Origin of the sequence: Salegentibacter tibetensis (genome assembly GCF_020164485.1) — a bacterium.
Lineage (GTDB): Bacteria > Bacteroidota > Bacteroidia > Flavobacteriales > Flavobacteriaceae > Salegentibacter > Salegentibacter tibetensis.
Window position 1 is genome coordinate 112,619 of sequence record NZ_JAIQZA010000005.1, and the last position, 14,413, is coordinate 127,031.

A 14,413-nucleotide genomic window follows, 5' to 3' on the forward strand; every position below is an offset into this window, starting at 1 on the left:
TTAAATAAAAATTTTAGAAAAAACCTTACAGCTTGAGACTGTAAGGTTGGTTTTATAATTTTTTTACTCTTCAAATTAGAAGTGAATTATCCTCTACCACCACCTCTGGATGATGAAGAACGACCTCCACCAGAACTTCTGGTTCCGGAACTTCTTGAACTGCCACCTGAGCTTCTCATGGTACCACTACTTCTTGAAGAACTATTAGAGGATCTATTATAAGTAGAGTTTGACCTTGAACTTCTATTAGATGATCTGTTTATCGCCGAATTTCTTCTCGTAGAAGAAGTGTTTACTCTCGCCGGTTCGCTTCTTCTGTTAGAACGGGAATAAACGTTTGAGTTGTTATCATTACTTCTATTATAGCTTCTGGTTCTAGTTGAATTCTGGTTGCTCCTTATATTACGAATACTTCTGGAGTAAGAAGATTCGTTATTTCTTAAGCCGGAAACATTATTCCTGCTATTGGTACCATAATCTGAATAACTGGCTCTTCTGCCGCTATTATAAGCTATGTCATTATAATTATTACGATGGTTGTAAAAAGGATTGTTTACAAAACCTCTTCCCCAGTGGCCACCGCCATAGAATCCGCCATAACCAAATCCAAAGCCAAAGCGATTACCCCAGCCCCAACGGCCGAATCCAAAACCACCGCCCCAGGGACCCATAAAGCCTCCGCGCCATGGGCCATATCCAACTGCACCCCAAGGGCCAAAGCCGCCGCCCCAGGGTCCGTAAAACGGATCCCACCATAAATCGTTATAAAATCCTCCAAAACCAAGACTGTTCCACATCCAGGGATTATAAAATCCGCCGTGGAAACCAGTATTATAAATGTTTATGTTATGTTGATCCGGATCTTCACCCCATGGAGCTCTCCCACCAGCATAGGCTTGTTGGTCTTCATAATAAATTTCATCTTCCCTACCTTCAGCAGAAGTATACGATTCTACATCGGTAAAGACGATATTATCGGCCATCTGGCCATAAAATTGTGATTTTTCTGAAAAAAGGTTCTTATAGTAAGAATTTCCTTGATCCTGATTATTATTAGCATATTGAGATGGCTCTTCAGAAGTTGATTGCTGCCGTGTAGAATCTCCGTAGATTCCGTCTTCATAACCAGAATACTGGTAAGAACCGCAAGATGCTAACAACAGCAAGAACATAGGAGCAACAAATAGAATTGCTTTTTTGTGTAAGTTGTAATTGCGTATCATTAGCGTGGTATTTTATTGTTGAACATTGCAAAAATAGTTAGTTTTGCGCTAACTAAACTTGCATTTACATTGTGTTTAACAAATTCACAAGATTTATGCCAAATATATAGAATGAGTAAAAAGTTAACCAGTAGAAGCGAAGATTATTCAAAATGGTACAATGAATTGGTAGTAAAAGCCGATTTAGCTGAAAATTCCGCAGTGCGGGGTTGTATGGTTATTAAACCCTACGGATTTGCCATTTGGGAAAAAATGCAGGCTCAGCTTGATAAAATGTTTAAGGAAACCGGACACGAAAATGCATATTTCCCACTATTTGTTCCAAAGCATCTTTTTGAAGCTGAAGAGAAAAATGCCGAAGGTTTCGCAAAAGAATGCGCGGTGGTTACTCATTACAGGTTGATGACCGATCCCAATGATAAATCTAAATTAATAGTAGATCCAGAAGCTAAACTGGAAGAAGAGCTCGTGGTTAGGCCAACTTCTGAAGCAATTATCTGGAATACTTACAAGAATTGGATTCAGTCTTACAGAGATTTGCCTATAAAAATCAATCAATGGGCCAATGTAGTACGTTGGGAAATGCGAACCCGTTTGTTCTTGAGAACTTCGGAATTCCTTTGGCAGGAAGGGCATACCGCCCATGCGACCAAACAGGAAGCCATGGAGGAAACAGAATTAATGAATAATATTTATGCTGAATTTGCCGAAAAATTTATGGCCATGCCGGTTATTAAAGGTAGTAAAACTGAAAGTGAACGTTTTGCCGGTGCTGTAGAGACCTATTGTATTGAAGCAATGATGCAGGACGGAAAAGCGCTGCAAGCAGGAACTTCTCACTTTTTAGGTCAAAACTTTGCTAAAGCTTTTGATGTGAAATTTACTTCTAAAGAAGGAAAATTGGAGAATGTTTGGGCAACATCCTGGGGGGTTTCTACTCGTTTAATGGGAGCTCTTATTATGACCCATAGCGACGATAATGGCCTGGTTCTTCCTCCAAACCTGGCGCCTACGCAGGTTGTAATTGTTCCTATATATAAAGGAGAAGAACAATTAGAAGCAATCTCTAAAGTAGCGAATAAACTTGCCGATGATCTCAAAGAAGCCGGTATTTCGGTGAAATATGACGACAGAGACACTCAAAAACCGGGCTGGAAGTTTGCCCAATACGAATTACAGGGTGTGCCGGTAAGATTGGCTATTGGTCCTAAAGATCTTGAGAAAGGCAGTGTAGAGCTTGCAAGGAGAGATACGCTTACCAAAGAGTTCGTGAACCAAACCGAAGTAGTGGAGAAGGTGAAGCATTTAATGGTAGAAATTCAGGATGCTTTATTTGAAAAAGCCCACAACTTTAGAAATGAACATATCACGGAAGTAAATTCTTTTGATGAATTTAAAAAAGTTTTAAAATCTAAAGGCGGATTTATTTCTGCACATTGGGATGGAACTACAGAGACAGAAAACAAAATAAAAGGCCTTACCAAAGCCACAATTCGCTGTATACCATTTGATTCGGAAAAGGAGTCGGGAAGCTGTGTGCTTACTGGTAAACCTTCAAAACAAAGAGTGCTTTTTGCGAAGGCTTATTAAATTTTAAATTTTTTTTGTTCAACTCTTGCGGCATTCAAAAATAGTTGTATTTTTGCATCCGCATTGAAACAAAAAAATGGTCCGTTCGTCTAGGGGTTAGGACGCCAGGTTTTCATCCTGGTAACAGGGGTTCGATTCCCCTACGGACTACAAAAGAACACAGGGTATAGATTTGTGTTTTTAAAGTCCTGAAAAGGCAATTTGAAATAAATTAATGGTCCGTTCGTCTAGGGGTTAGGACGCCAGGTTTTCATCCTGGTAACAGGGGTTCGATTCCCCTACGGACTACTTTAAAAAATAATTAAAGCAATTTTGTAATGGCAAATCACAAGTCAGCATTGAAGAGGATTCGTAGCAATGAGACCAAACGTCTTAGAAACCGCTACCAGCATAAAACTACCAGAAACGCAATTAAAAAGTTGAAGGAGTCTGAGAAGAAAGAAGCTGAAGCTCTTTTGCCTTCTGTTATCTCTATGGTAGATAAATTGGCAAAGAAAAACATTATACACGATAATAAAGCGGCGAATTTAAAATCGCAACTTACAAAGCATGTAGCTACGCTTTAAGAAGTATTACAGTGTTCAATTATAAGAAAAATGCTTTCTGCGTTTGCGGAAAGCATTTTTTTATTTTTAATAGTTTTGGGTCTAAAAAACCGAAAGACCGGTTAAGGTAGTAAGACGTTCTAGAGCTTTCATTCCTAATTCTGAATTTCCTTTTTCATTTAAAATAGGACTCCAAACAGCTACTGAATATTGGTCTGGATGAATGGCAACAATACCACCGCCAACACCACTTTTTCCGGGTAGCCCTACCTCAAAACTAAATTCCCCGGCTTCGTCATAAAAGCCACAGGTTTGCATTAAAGAATTTATTCTTTTTACCGTTGTAGGCGTTAAGATTTCTTCATCTGTTCCCAGAATTTTTCCTTTGTTTGCGAAAATCATGAAAGCTTGCGATAATTGTTTGCAAGACATTGCCAGTGAACAAAGATGGAAATAGAAATCTATAATAGGTTCTACTTCACATTTAATATTCCCTAGCGCTTTCATATAATTAACCAGTGCAACATTTCTGTACCCGGTAGATCGTTCTGAAGCTGCAATTTTGGGATCAAAATTTATACTATTGTCCTCTGTTATTTTTCGGACAAAATCCAGTAATTCCTGTTTGGGATCTTCCAGCTGGTCTACCAAAATATCTGAAATTACTAAAGCGCCCGCGTTTATAAATGGATTCCGTGGAATTCCGCTTTCATATTCCAACTGACTTAAAGAGTTAAAAGGATCTCCAGAGGGTTCTACATCTACCCGGTCCCAAAGATCTTCTCCCATTAAACGCATCGCCATACAAAGGCTAAATACCTTGGAGATACTTTGAATAGAAAAAAGTTCCTGACTGTCTCCGAAACTAAAATGTTGACTATCGCCACAGTAAACGTGCATTCCAAATTTTCTTGGATCTACCTTGGCAAGTTCGGGAATGTAAGAGGCTACTTTTCCGGTTACATCCCGGTAGCTCAATTCGTCGTTAATGGTATTTAATATTTTTTGGTAATCCATAGTTTAATTTAATTCGCTTAAGTCTGTATTGGTTTCTATCTCGTAAGGTAATTTTTCTGGTTTAAAAATGCGAGCGCTTAACTTACCTTTTAACTCAATTTTATTATCTGAAATCAATAACCAGCTCCCTTCACGTAAGCCTACCACCGGCTGGGTGTTTATGGTGTGAAATTCTTTAATACGGGTTTCCCGCGTTTCTCCTTTATGGGTAGAATTGGTATCAGGATCTAAATAATGCGGATTGATATTAAAAGGGACAATCCCCAGGGTTTTAAAACTAGGCGGATAAACAATAGGCATATCATTGGTGGTTTGCATAGTAAGTCCGGCAATATTTGTTCCGGCACTGGTTCCCATATAAGGAATGCCATTTAGAATCCTTTCTTTAAGCGGTTGCATTAATTTGTTTCGGTAGAGTTCTGATACCAAAAGAAAAGTATTACCACCGCCTGTAAAAATACCTTTAGCAGAAGTTATAGCTTCTTCCTTGTTATTGAATTCGTGAATTCCGCGCAGCTTAATTCCTGCTTTTTTAAATGCTTCGGCGGCCTTTTTGGTGTATTCATAGTGTGAAATTCCGCCGGGACGTGCAAAGGGGATAAAAATTACTTCTTCGGTTTCGCTGAAAAATGTTTTTATCTCCGGAATAAGATATTCCAAATAATTTTGTTCGTGTAAAGTTGAGGTGCTGGCTAATAATGCTTTGCTCATAAGTGGTTTTGTTTTCTAGTACGAGTATAGGATTTATTGCCTTAAAATTAGTCTAAATAGGGGTTTTAACAAAAGTTTACAAGCTGCTTTACTAGTTATAAGAAGCAAGAATTGTTTCTTTATTTATATGAAAACCACAACTATGATAAAGAATACAGTATATATTATTTTTATTCTATTCAGCAGTATTTTATTTGCCCAGCAGGAAGAAAGAATTCTGGTTAATGGGAAAATTATTGTTCCAGAAGAAGATTCTCCCGAAGGAATGACAATTTTTAATCAGAATACTGCCAGAGGTACCATCGCCAATCCCAGCGGAGAATTTAAACTAAGTGTAAGGCTTAATGACACGGTGGTATTTTCATCCATACAATTTGAAGAATTTAAAGTGATAGTAGAAGAGGGGGTTATAAATTCTGGAGAAATGAATGTATTCGTGACTGAAACCGTAACTGAACTTCCTGAAGTGCTTTTGTCTAATAATGAACTTTCTGGAGATATTAGAGTAGATGTAGCCCGGATTGGGGTTAACGATCCTGAAGTTCCCAGATATTCTGCAGCCGATTTAGAAGGAATGGAAGTTAGGAGACAACCCGATTCTCTTATGGGGGCAGGTAGAAACGACGCTATGGCCGCGAGCAATACCCGATTGGTCAACGGACTCAATTTTGTGAATCTTTTTAAGTTCATAGTAGGGGCAGAGGTTGAAAACAATCCTTTCACGAAAAAAGAACTGGATGAAAAATTACGGGACTTATACGACGATGAATTTTTTAGGGCAAATCTCGATGTAGAAAGGGAGAAAATAAATGACTTTATCTATTATGTCACCGATCACGGACTTGATAACGAATTACTGGAAGATGGGAATGAACTAAACCTTATTGAATTTTTAGTAGAAAAAAGCAAAGAATATAAAGCTTTTCACGCTCGTGAGTAGCCCTGAATAAGCGACATCAATCATCATCGCCATCAATCAATGAAATGTTTTTTATCTCTCTTATTGCTTTGTTTCGTGCTCGCGGTAAGCGCTCAGGAAAAGCAACAGCTTACCGGTAAAATTGAAGCCGACAGTATTGAGGCACTTATTCATATTATCAATCTAACCAAGGAGAAAGGTAGTGTAAGTGATAAAGAAGGAAATTTTAATATTGAAGCTACAGAAAATGACTTGTTGTTAATTTCTTCGGTACAATTTCATCGAAAAGAAATTAAGATCACTTCTAAAACTCTAAGGAGAAAGTACTAATTGTAGAATTACTGCCCGCCCTTACAGAACTGGAGCAGGTTAGGGTTCATAACCTTAGTGGAAATTTGGGAGAAGATATTGCCAATATCACGGTGATGGATGTACCGGTTTTTAATATTGCCCCGCCACCCATTAATTACATCCCACCCAGAGGCACACCTAACGCCGCTTTTGAGGCAAACCAGACAGGAAGGACAATGAAGAACGGACTTAATTTTAAATCTTTAGGAAGTTTGATTACCGGGAATAGGAATTTTGGTAATATTAGTGGCAAGAAGAAGGAGAATCCGAAAGCTAGCCAAATTGAATTTGTGAGAAATGTACGTAGTAAATTTGACGATTATTTCTTTGATAACCACCTTCAAATAGAAGCTTCACATATTTATAATTTTCTTGTCTATGTTTTTGAAAAAGGGATAAAAGAAAGTTTATTTGAAGATGAAAATGCCCTACAACTTGCGGTTTTTCTTGAAAATGAAAGTAAGACCTATTTAAAATTGATTGGGAAATAGATGAAAAGCAGTTTCTCTTTATTATTTCTGCTATTTTCAACTCACTTATTTTCCCAGGAAAGCATAATGCTAAAAGGTAAAATACTTGCGGATTCTATTTAAGCCCCAATTCATATTATAAATGTTACAGCCGAAAAAGGTACGGTAACCGAAGCGAGCGGGGAATTTATGGTAGAGGTTAGGGAAAATGACTTATTGTTGTTTTCTTCGGTGCAATTTCAGAAAAAGGAAATAATGGTTACTTCTGAAATCTTATCATCGGGATTATTAGGAATTGAATTGCAAAAAGATCTTACCGAGTTAGATGAAGTAAGGCTGCACCAATTAAGCGGAAACCTGGGCAATGATATTGAAGGTATAGAAACTTATGACCCCAGGATTATTGGTTTCGCACTTTCCGATAAAGAACCTTTAAGTATTGAAGAACGAAAACTGGTTGCAATTAGCAGTCCCGACGATCCTGTGGGAATGCTATACGGCATCATTTCCGGACAAAGAAAAATGTTTAAAAAAGCTATAAAAAACAATAAATTAACTGCGCTGGTATATAAAATCAGGGAATTTGTTCCCGATGAATATTTTACCGGAACCTTACTTTTACCCGAAAATAAAATTATGGATTTTCTCTACTATTGTAGTCTAAAACCTAATTTTAAGGAATTAGTAAACAAAAATGATCCCCTGGTCTTAATTGAATTCCTTAAAGGAATGATCGCGGAATATAATGAGTTCATCAAAGCTTAAAAATATTTTTATAATGATTTTTCTTCTGATTTCTGTTTCGGCGGTTTCACAGGAGAAAACAAGGTTATCTGGTCAAATAATTACTACAGAACCTCTTAATTCTCCTGTACACATCATTAATATTACACGTGAAAAAGGCGGTTTAAGTGAACTTTCCGGGCATTTTTCAGTAGAAGTAAACATTGGCGATTCTTTGGTTTTTTCTTCGGTGCAATATAAAAAAGAATCTTTTTCGGTAACTCTTGAAAGTATTCAGCAAAACAATTTTACTATTAAATTAACGGAAGATCTAACCGAATTAGACGAAGTAAAACTTCATAAGTTTTCGGGCAACCTGGCAAAAGATATTTCAGAAATTAAAACTTTTAATAAATTCGATTTAAATGCACCAATAGCTAGAAAACCGCCACCATCACAAGTAGAAAGGCAATTATTTACGGCTACCACAGGCCCTGGAGGTAGTAGGCTTTCTGTGTTAGGTGTGTTAACCGGCACTATCCCTTTAGCTCCTGTTATGAATGCCATTAGTGGCAGGACTGCAAGGCTAAAGAAAATAAAGGCAAAGAACGAGTTTCAATTCACCATTGAAAAAGCGATTTATTTAATCTCTGAAAACACTTTCATTGAAGACTTCGAAATCCCGGAGAACGAGGTGATGAATTTTGTGTATTATTGTGCTGAAAATTATGATTTGGAAATTCTTCTGGAAAATCCTTTAGAGTTATACGAGTTTTTTCAAACCAAATCAGTTGAATTTAAAGCTTTAAGTGCTTTGGATTAATATTTGTTGTAGAACAGAAAAACATTAATGAGAAAAATAAGCCTAATTCTGGCCAGCTTTTTTTTGCTTTCGGCATTTAAATCTGGTGCTCACGAGTTTTACCTTAGTGTTACTGAGATTGAATACAATAACGAGGAGCAAAGTCTGCAAATTATTACCCGTGTGTTTATAGACGATTTTCAGAATGTTTTAAATGAACGTTATGATGCCGATATTCAACTTTCTCAGGAAGAAGAAAAAGGCGCAGTTACCGATAACATTTCAAAATATCTCACCCAAAAATTAAGGTTAAATGCCAATGACCAAGATCTTCAGCTAAATTATCTGGGGAAAGAATACGATGCCGATCAGTTGGTGCTTTATATTGAAGTGGAAAATGTAGCTTCCTTTAATCAAATAGAAGTCACTAACGAGATCCTAACCGATCTTTTTGATGATCAGAAAAACGTGGTGCACGTAAAAGTAAATGGTAAAACAAAAAGTTTATTGCTCATGCGGCAACAGGAAACAGAAAAACTTACTTTTCCTTGAGGAAAAACTAATTAAAATATTTATTTTTAGCAATCTTTAAATTAAAACATAATTAATGAACAAATTAAGACTTTTAAGTTTCGCTTTAGTGATGCTTTTTGTAAGCGGTGTTCAGGCCCAGGATTCAGAAGCCGAAGAACAGCAACCTAGACAGGAAGGTCACGAAAATAACAACAAGTTCAGGCAACTTTACCAAACCTTTGCCACTCCAAACCAATATCGAACCGGTGCCGGAGCGCCAGGGGAAGCCTATTATCAAAACCAGGCCGATTATAAAATGGATATCGTTTTAGACGATAAAAACACCCGTTTAGATGGTGAGGCCGAGGTTACTTACTATAATAATTCTCCCGATAAATTAGAATATTTATGGGTGCAATTAGACCAGAATGTAAGAAAAAAAGATGCCCCAACCGAAGATAGGAACCCGAGTGGAATGAGCCCTGTAGCAACTCCTCAACGCTTTGTAGATCAACATATGAAAGAGGCATTTGATGGAGGTTTCAATATTGTTGATTTAACCCATGATGGGGATAAGCTGAATTATACCATAAATCAAACAATGCTAAGAATAGATTTGGAGGAGCCTTTAGCACCCGGTGAATCTTTTGAGTTTGAAATGAAATGGTGGTACAATGTTAACAATCATATTACCGATAGGGCAAGAAGCGGTTATGAGCATTTTCCGAAAGATGGAAATAATGCATATGTAATTGCACAATTCTTCCCAAGAATGGCTGTGTATAACGATGTGGAAGGCTGGCAAAACATGCAGTTTTGGGGAAGCGGGGAATGGTCCTTGCCATTTGGTGATTACGAAGTAAATATTACCGTTCCTGCAGATCACGTTATGGAAGCTACCGGAGAACTTCAAAACCGAAAAGAGGTTTATACCAAAGAAATGATGCTCCGCTATGAACAGGCTAAAAAATCTTATGATGAGCCTGTAATTGTGAGAACTCAGGCAGAAGCTGAAGAAGCTGAAAAATCTTTTTCTAACAAAACCAAAACCTGGAAATATAAAGCCGATATGGTTAGGGATTTTGCATTCTCAACCTCAAGAAAATTTATCCTTGATATGATGGCTACAGATGTGATGGGGAAAGATGTAATGGCGATTTCCTTATATCCTAAAGAAGGAAATCCTCTTTGGGAGGAGTGGTCAACAAGAGCTGTAGCCAGTACCTTAAAATCTTATTCCGATCAAACTTTTCAATATCCTTACCCGAAAGCGGTTTCTGTTCACGCGAGAAATCAAGGGATGGAATACCCAATGATTTGCTGGAATTATGGCCGTCCCGATGAAGACGGTTCATATTCCGACAGGGTTAAATTTGGAATGATAAGCGTTATTATTCACGAAATTGGGCATAACTTTTTCCCAATGATTGTGAATAGCGACGAACGCCAGTGGGGCTGGATGGACGAAGGTTTAAATACTTTTAGCCAATTTCTTGCTGAGCAGGAATTTGGGGAGAAATACCCAGAAGCAATCACTCCCTTAGAGCAGTATCCTTCTCGTAGAGGAATTCCGGCTAAAATTGTTCCTTATATGAAAGGAAACCAAAAGTATATCGCGCCGATTATGTCGAATCCAGAAAATGTGTACCAGTTAGGAAATAACGCCTATGGGAAACCGGCCACGGCCTTAAATATTTTGCGCGAAACTGTGATGGGGCACGATCTTTTTGATCACGCCTATAAAACATTTGCACACCGCTGGATGTTCAAGCATCCAACGCCTGAAGATTTCTTTAGAACTATGGAGGATGCTTCAGCAGTAGATTTAGATTGGTTTTGGAGAGGCTGGTTCTATACTACAGATAATGTAGATATGGGAATCAAAGAAGTTAAAAAACTTTATGTGACTGATAATGTTACGAAAGAAGGAAAAGAATTTTTAGAGCGTTACGGTGCAGATCCTGAAGAAGTGGATGCAGTTTATGTAGTGGAAGAAGGAAGCGAAGAATTTGATGAAAGCCTGAAAGGGAAATCTGTTTTAGAAAATTCGCCTACAATAAAAGAGTATGTGATGGATAATTTCTCTGAAGAAGAAAGAAAACGATTAAAAGATCCTAAATATTTCTATCAGGTTACTTTTGAAAAACCAGGTGGAATCCCAATGCCTTTAATTGTTGAATTCACTTATGCCGATGGTTCTACCGAAATGAAGAGATATCCGGTACAACTTTGGAGAATGAACGATGAGGTAGCTACCAAAGCTATTGCTACCAATAAGGAAATTGTAAAAATGGTAGTAGACCCAAACCTTGAAACGGCAGATGTTGATGTTAGCAACAATATCTGGCCAAAAGAGGAGACTACCAATAAATTTGAAGAATTTAAAGAGAGCCTCGGAAACTAAAATATTTTAAGCCGACTTTAACGAGTCGGCTTTTTTTATGCTTAGATTTGTGGCTATATTTGTTTTGCTATGAACATCATACCCCTTTTTATTAGTGGTGCCGAGATTGCCTTTATACTGTTTATTCTGGTAATGGTTTTTGGCGCCGATAAGATTCCTGATATTGCCCGTGGAATGGGAAAAGGAATGAAGATGCTTAGAAATGCATCTAACGACATTAAGACAGAAATTCAGAAAAGTGCCGAAAAGCAGGGCATAGATACTGATATTTCTAAAGATGTTAGGGGTGAGATCGATAAGGTTAAGGAGGATATTGATGAAATCACCGGTTCGGTAAAACGTAGATTTTAACCTCATTACATGTTAGAGCAGCTAAAACAATGGGATCGCGAGCTGTTTGTCTATCTCAATGGATTAGGAATTGAGTCTTACGATAATTTCTGGATTACTGTAACTACCATCCAAAACTGGATTCCGCTTTACATTACTTTTTTTATTCTTTATTTTATCAGTTTCCATTGGAAAAAGGCACTTTTTACCAGTCTATTTATACTTGCTACCGCACTTTCCACATATGGTTTCACCAATGTGGTTAAAAATTTCTTTTTGCGGCTCAGGCCAAATAACCAGCCCGCAATAGCTGATATTATTAGAATATTGCAAACCCCAGATAATTATAGTTTTTTCTCCGGGCATTCGGCGGTTTCTACTGCTGCAGCATTGTTTTTTATCCTTTCATTGAAGGATAAGTATCCCTGGATTTGGGTAGTGCTACTCTGGCCTCTTTTATTTATGTTAAGCAGAATTTACGTAGGAGTTCACTATCCCGGCGATGTTTTGGTTGGCGCGGCTGTAGGGATTATTTTTGGAATTATCTTTTTCCTGTTTTACCAACGTTCGGGGAAACGCTTTATTTAACCCGGGTTAGTGTTAATCCATCCCGAATAGGTAAGATCACGGTTTCCACACGATCATCCTCTACCAGCATTTTATTATATTTTAAAAGCGCCTGGGTAGATTCATCATCGGTTTTTACCGGCTCTACTACTTTTCCACTCCATAACACGTTATCTGATAATATAACTCCGCCGGGGTTCATCTTCTCAATAATTAAGTCGAAATATGCCGGGTAATTGGGCTTGTCGGCATCGATAAATACTAAATCGAATTTCGCATTTATCTGCGGAATAATTTCCCGGGCATCCCCAATATATTGTTTAATTAAATCTTTATATTCTGAAGCCTTGAAAAATTTTTGCTGAAAATCATACAACTCTTCATTGATATCTATGGTATGCAACATTCCATTCTTCGCCAAACCTTCTGCCAGGCATAAAGCAGAATACCCGGTATAAGTTCCAATTTCTAAAATGCTTTTTGGTGCGATTATTTTCGAAATTAGACTTAAAATTCTGCCCTGATAATTTCCGCTTATCATTCGCGGTTGCAATACTTTCTGATTGGTTTCGCGGTTAAGTTTTGCTAAAAATTGGGGTTCTTTAGCTGAATGTTCTAAAATATATTGATCTATCGCTTCAGGAAGAAAATGCATGAAATTCTAATTTTTGCCAAATTTAGAGAAATTAATCTTTTATAATGAAATCTATAAAACTGTATATTTAAATCCTGCAAGGTTCTGAAAACCTTATAGGTGTTTCTCTATCTACCGCTGCGAGAATGAAAAGCACTTGCCGAAATAAAATAAAATATTTTAATTAGAGGAAAACGCCCTGGTTTCAAATTTGGAAAAAACTGAAGAACAATACCATTCGAATATCAAAAAATCATCAGAAGGAGTCTGTCAATAAATTGTATTTTTACTCACGAAGTAGAAGGCTTCATCGATTAAAAAAATTGAACCACACATGCAATTTAAAAACACGCTTGAATATGCCCGGGAACTTGATGCCCGGGATAAAATATCCTCATATCGCGATCAATTTATTTTTCCGCAACACGAAGGAAAAAATGTGATCTATTTCACCGGAAACTCACTTGGTCTACAGCCAAAATCTGCAAAGAAATATATAGATGAAATTATGACCGACTGGGCTAATCTTGCCGTAGAAGGCCATTTTAAAGCTGAAAAACCCTGGTGGGATTATCACGAGCGATTTTCAGAAAAACTGGCTAAAGTTGTGGGCGCTAAACCTTCTGAAGTTACTGTAATGAATACCCTTACGGTAAACCTTCATTTGTTGATGGTCTCTTTTTACAGGCCAAAGGGAAAGCGGTATAAAATTATTTGTGAGGAAAAAGCCTTTCCCAGCGACCAGTACATGATCTCGAGCCAGGTTCGTTTTCACGGCTATGATCCGAATGACGCTATCGTGGAAATTAAAAGACGCGAAGGTGAAAATAATTTTAGAACCGAAGATATTATAGCGAAGATTAATGAAGTAGGAGAGGAATGCGCCCTGGTTTTAATTGGTGGTGTAAATTACTATACAGGGCAGGTGCTGGAGATGGAAAAAATCACAAAAGCCGGACACCAAATTGGCGCGTTTGTAGGTTGGGATCTTGCACACGCCGCCGGAAATATTGAACTTAAACTTCACGAGTGGAACGTAGATTTTGCCGCCTGGTGCAGCTATAAGTATATGAATAGCGGCCCTGGAAATGCTTCCGGTTGTTTTATTCATGAGAAATATCACAGTCAAAAAGATATTCCTCGTTTTGAAGGTTGGTGGGGGCACAATAAAGAACGCCGCTTCTTAATGGAGCCCGAATTTCAACCTGAAAATGGTGCCGATGCCTGGCAAATTTCTAATGCACCGGTTTTAGCCCTTGCGCCGTATTTAGCTTCGCTGGAAATGTTTGATGAAGTGGGAATGCCGGCTTTAATTGAAAAACGAAATAAGATTGTTGCCTACCTGGAATTTGTTTTGCACGAAATTGATAAGGAAGTAGATAGTAGTTTTGAAATTATTACTCCGGCCGATCAGGAAGAACGCGGTACACAGCTTTCTGTGTTTTTACATGGGGAAGGAAGAGAATTGTTCAATTATTTAATGAAAAATGGTGTGATAACCGATTGGCGTGAACCAAATGTGATTAGACTGGCTCCTACGCCGTTTTATTGTTCTTTTGAAGATATGTATCGGTTTGGGCAAATTCTTAAAAGGGGAATTCTTCAATAGGAAAT

16 protein-coding genes and 2 tRNA genes are annotated in these 14,413 nt (G+C 37.8%); 14 read left to right on the forward strand and 4 right to left on the reverse strand.

Annotation, left to right across the window (positions count from 1 at the left end; genetic code table 11):
• Nucleotides 1–86: 86 nt before the first annotated feature.
• Nucleotides 87–1,223, reverse strand: coding sequence for a hypothetical protein (locus LB467_RS04045; RefSeq protein ID WP_224472801.1), 1,137 nt, complete (start codon nt 1,221–1,223; stop codon nt 87–89).
• 111 nt (nt 1,224–1,334) lie between these two features.
• Here LB467_RS04045 and proS point away from each other — a divergent pair, with 111 nt between their 5' ends.
• The 4 genes from proS (at nt 1,335) to rpsT (ending at nt 3,379) form a co-directional block, all read left to right on the forward strand.
• Complete coding sequence (gene proS / locus LB467_RS04050) at nt 1,335–2,813, forward strand: proline--tRNA ligase (protein ID WP_224472745.1); 1,479 nt, start codon at nt 1,335–1,337, stop codon at nt 2,811–2,813.
• A 78-nt stretch (nt 2,814–2,891) separates the two neighbouring features.
• Nucleotides 2,892–2,963, forward strand: a tRNA-Glu gene (locus LB467_RS04055).
• A 66-nt stretch (nt 2,964–3,029) separates the two neighbouring features.
• Nucleotides 3,030–3,101: transfer RNA gene (locus tag LB467_RS04060), tRNA-Glu, on the forward strand.
• 29 nt (nt 3,102–3,130) lie between these two features.
• Nucleotides 3,131–3,379 (forward strand): 30S ribosomal protein S20, encoded by a 249-nt coding sequence (gene rpsT / locus LB467_RS04065; protein ID WP_224472746.1) that lies wholly within the window; start codon nt 3,131–3,133, stop codon nt 3,377–3,379.
• 81 nt (nt 3,380–3,460) lie between these two features.
• On the opposite strand, the gene LB467_RS04070 is transcribed toward rpsT, so the two are convergent.
• A complete protein-coding gene (locus LB467_RS04070) occupies nt 3,461–4,375 on the reverse strand; it encodes a glutaminase (protein ID WP_224472747.1) in 915 nt (304 codons plus the stop codon).
• Between the two features lie 3 nt (nt 4,376–4,378).
• Entirely contained in the window at nt 4,379–5,086 is a 708-nt protein-coding gene (pepE, locus tag LB467_RS04075) for a dipeptidase PepE (RefSeq protein WP_224472748.1), read from the reverse strand.
• Nucleotides 5,087–5,228: 142 nt separating this feature from the next.
• Here pepE and LB467_RS04080 point away from each other — a divergent pair, with 142 nt between their 5' ends.
• From LB467_RS04080 to LB467_RS04120, 9 genes are all read left to right on the forward strand, one after another.
• Complete coding sequence (locus LB467_RS04080) at nt 5,229–6,026, forward strand: peptidase associated/transthyretin-like domain-containing protein (RefSeq protein WP_224472749.1); 798 nt, start codon at nt 5,229–5,231, stop codon at nt 6,024–6,026.
• Nucleotides 6,027–6,065: 39 nt separating this feature from the next.
• On the forward strand, nt 6,066–6,335 hold the full coding sequence (locus LB467_RS04085) for a peptidase associated/transthyretin-like domain-containing protein (RefSeq protein WP_224472750.1): 270 nt from the start codon (nt 6,066–6,068) through the stop codon (nt 6,333–6,335).
• A gap of 65 nt (nt 6,336–6,400) precedes the next feature.
• Nucleotides 6,401–6,847, forward strand: a complete 447-nt coding sequence (locus LB467_RS04090; protein WP_224472751.1) for a hypothetical protein — start codon at nt 6,401–6,403, stop codon at nt 6,845–6,847.
• 168 nt (nt 6,848–7,015) lie between these two features.
• Nucleotides 7,016–7,591 (forward strand): hypothetical protein, encoded by a 576-nt coding sequence (locus LB467_RS04095; protein ID WP_224472752.1) that lies wholly within the window; start codon nt 7,016–7,018, stop codon nt 7,589–7,591.
• Nucleotides 7,592–7,604: 13 nt separating this feature from the next.
• The gene (locus tag LB467_RS04100; protein WP_224472753.1) at nt 7,605–8,372 is read left to right on the forward strand and encodes a carboxypeptidase-like regulatory domain-containing protein; all 768 of its coding nucleotides are present in this window, start codon (nt 7,605–7,607) and stop codon (nt 8,370–8,372) included.
• A 27-nt stretch (nt 8,373–8,399) separates the two neighbouring features.
• Nucleotides 8,400–8,903: a DUF6702 family protein gene (locus tag LB467_RS04105; RefSeq protein ID WP_224472754.1), complete on the forward strand. Its 504-nt coding sequence runs from the start codon at nt 8,400–8,402 to the stop codon at nt 8,901–8,903.
• Nucleotides 8,904–8,958: 55 nt separating this feature from the next.
• Complete coding sequence (locus LB467_RS04110) at nt 8,959–11,268, forward strand: M1 family metallopeptidase (protein WP_224472755.1); 2,310 nt, start codon at nt 8,959–8,961, stop codon at nt 11,266–11,268.
• 69 nt (nt 11,269–11,337) lie between these two features.
• Complete coding sequence (locus tag LB467_RS04115) at nt 11,338–11,619, forward strand: Sec-independent protein translocase subunit TatA/TatB (RefSeq protein ID WP_075326198.1); 282 nt, start codon at nt 11,338–11,340, stop codon at nt 11,617–11,619.
• 9 nt (nt 11,620–11,628) lie between these two features.
• Nucleotides 11,629–12,186 carry a phosphatase PAP2 family protein gene (locus LB467_RS04120; protein ID WP_224472756.1) on the forward strand — a complete coding sequence of 186 codons (558 nt, stop codon included), beginning with the start codon at nt 11,629–11,631 and terminating at the stop codon, nt 12,184–12,186.
• On the opposite strand, the gene LB467_RS04125 is transcribed toward LB467_RS04120, so the two are convergent.
• Nucleotides 12,179–12,820: an O-methyltransferase gene (locus LB467_RS04125; RefSeq protein ID WP_224472757.1), complete on the reverse strand. Its 642-nt coding sequence runs from the start codon at nt 12,818–12,820 to the stop codon at nt 12,179–12,181. The two genes, LB467_RS04120 and LB467_RS04125, sit on opposite strands and share 8 nt — an antisense overlap.
• Nucleotides 12,821–13,133: 313 nt before the next feature.
• Between LB467_RS04125 and kynU the strand changes: the two genes are divergently transcribed.
• Nucleotides 13,134–14,408 carry a kynureninase gene (kynU, locus tag LB467_RS04130; RefSeq protein ID WP_224472758.1) on the forward strand — a complete coding sequence of 425 codons (1,275 nt, stop codon included), beginning with the start codon at nt 13,134–13,136 and terminating at the stop codon, nt 14,406–14,408.
• Nucleotides 14,409–14,413: the final 5 nt, after the last annotated feature.

Coding starts and splice junctions, on each gene's coding strand:
- LB467_RS04045 (WP_224472801.1), bottom strand. CDS start 1,223: ATGATACGCAATTACAACTTACACAAAAAAGCAATTCTATTTGTTGCT.
- LB467_RS04105 (WP_224472754.1), top strand. CDS start 8,400: ATGAGAAAAATAAGCCTAATTCTGGCCAGCTTTTTTTTGCTTTCGGCA.
- LB467_RS04080 (WP_224472749.1), top strand. CDS start 5,229: ATGATAAAGAATACAGTATATATTATTTTTATTCTATTCAGCAGTATT.
- LB467_RS04125 (WP_224472757.1), bottom strand. CDS start 12,820: ATGCATTTTCTTCCTGAAGCGATAGATCAATATATTTTAGAACATTCA.
- LB467_RS04085 (WP_224472750.1), top strand. CDS start 6,066: ATGAAATGTTTTTTATCTCTCTTATTGCTTTGTTTCGTGCTCGCGGTA.
- kynU (WP_224472758.1), top strand. CDS start 13,134: ATGCAATTTAAAAACACGCTTGAATATGCCCGGGAACTTGATGCCCGG.
- pepE (WP_224472748.1), bottom strand. CDS start 5,086: ATGAGCAAAGCATTATTAGCCAGCACCTCAACTTTACACGAACAAAAT.
- rpsT (WP_224472746.1), top strand. CDS start 3,131: ATGGCAAATCACAAGTCAGCATTGAAGAGGATTCGTAGCAATGAGACC.
- LB467_RS04120 (WP_224472756.1), top strand. CDS start 11,629: ATGTTAGAGCAGCTAAAACAATGGGATCGCGAGCTGTTTGTCTATCTC.
- LB467_RS04100 (WP_224472753.1), top strand. CDS start 7,605: ATGATTTTTCTTCTGATTTCTGTTTCGGCGGTTTCACAGGAGAAAACA.
- LB467_RS04115 (WP_075326198.1), top strand. CDS start 11,338: ATGAACATCATACCCCTTTTTATTAGTGGTGCCGAGATTGCCTTTATA.
- LB467_RS04095 (WP_224472752.1), top strand. CDS start 7,016: ATGGTAGAGGTTAGGGAAAATGACTTATTGTTGTTTTCTTCGGTGCAA.
- proS (WP_224472745.1), top strand. CDS start 1,335: ATGAGTAAAAAGTTAACCAGTAGAAGCGAAGATTATTCAAAATGGTAC.
- LB467_RS04070 (WP_224472747.1), bottom strand. CDS start 4,375: ATGGATTACCAAAAAATATTAAATACCATTAACGACGAATTGAGCTAC.
- LB467_RS04110 (WP_224472755.1), top strand. CDS start 8,959: ATGAACAAATTAAGACTTTTAAGTTTCGCTTTAGTGATGCTTTTTGTA.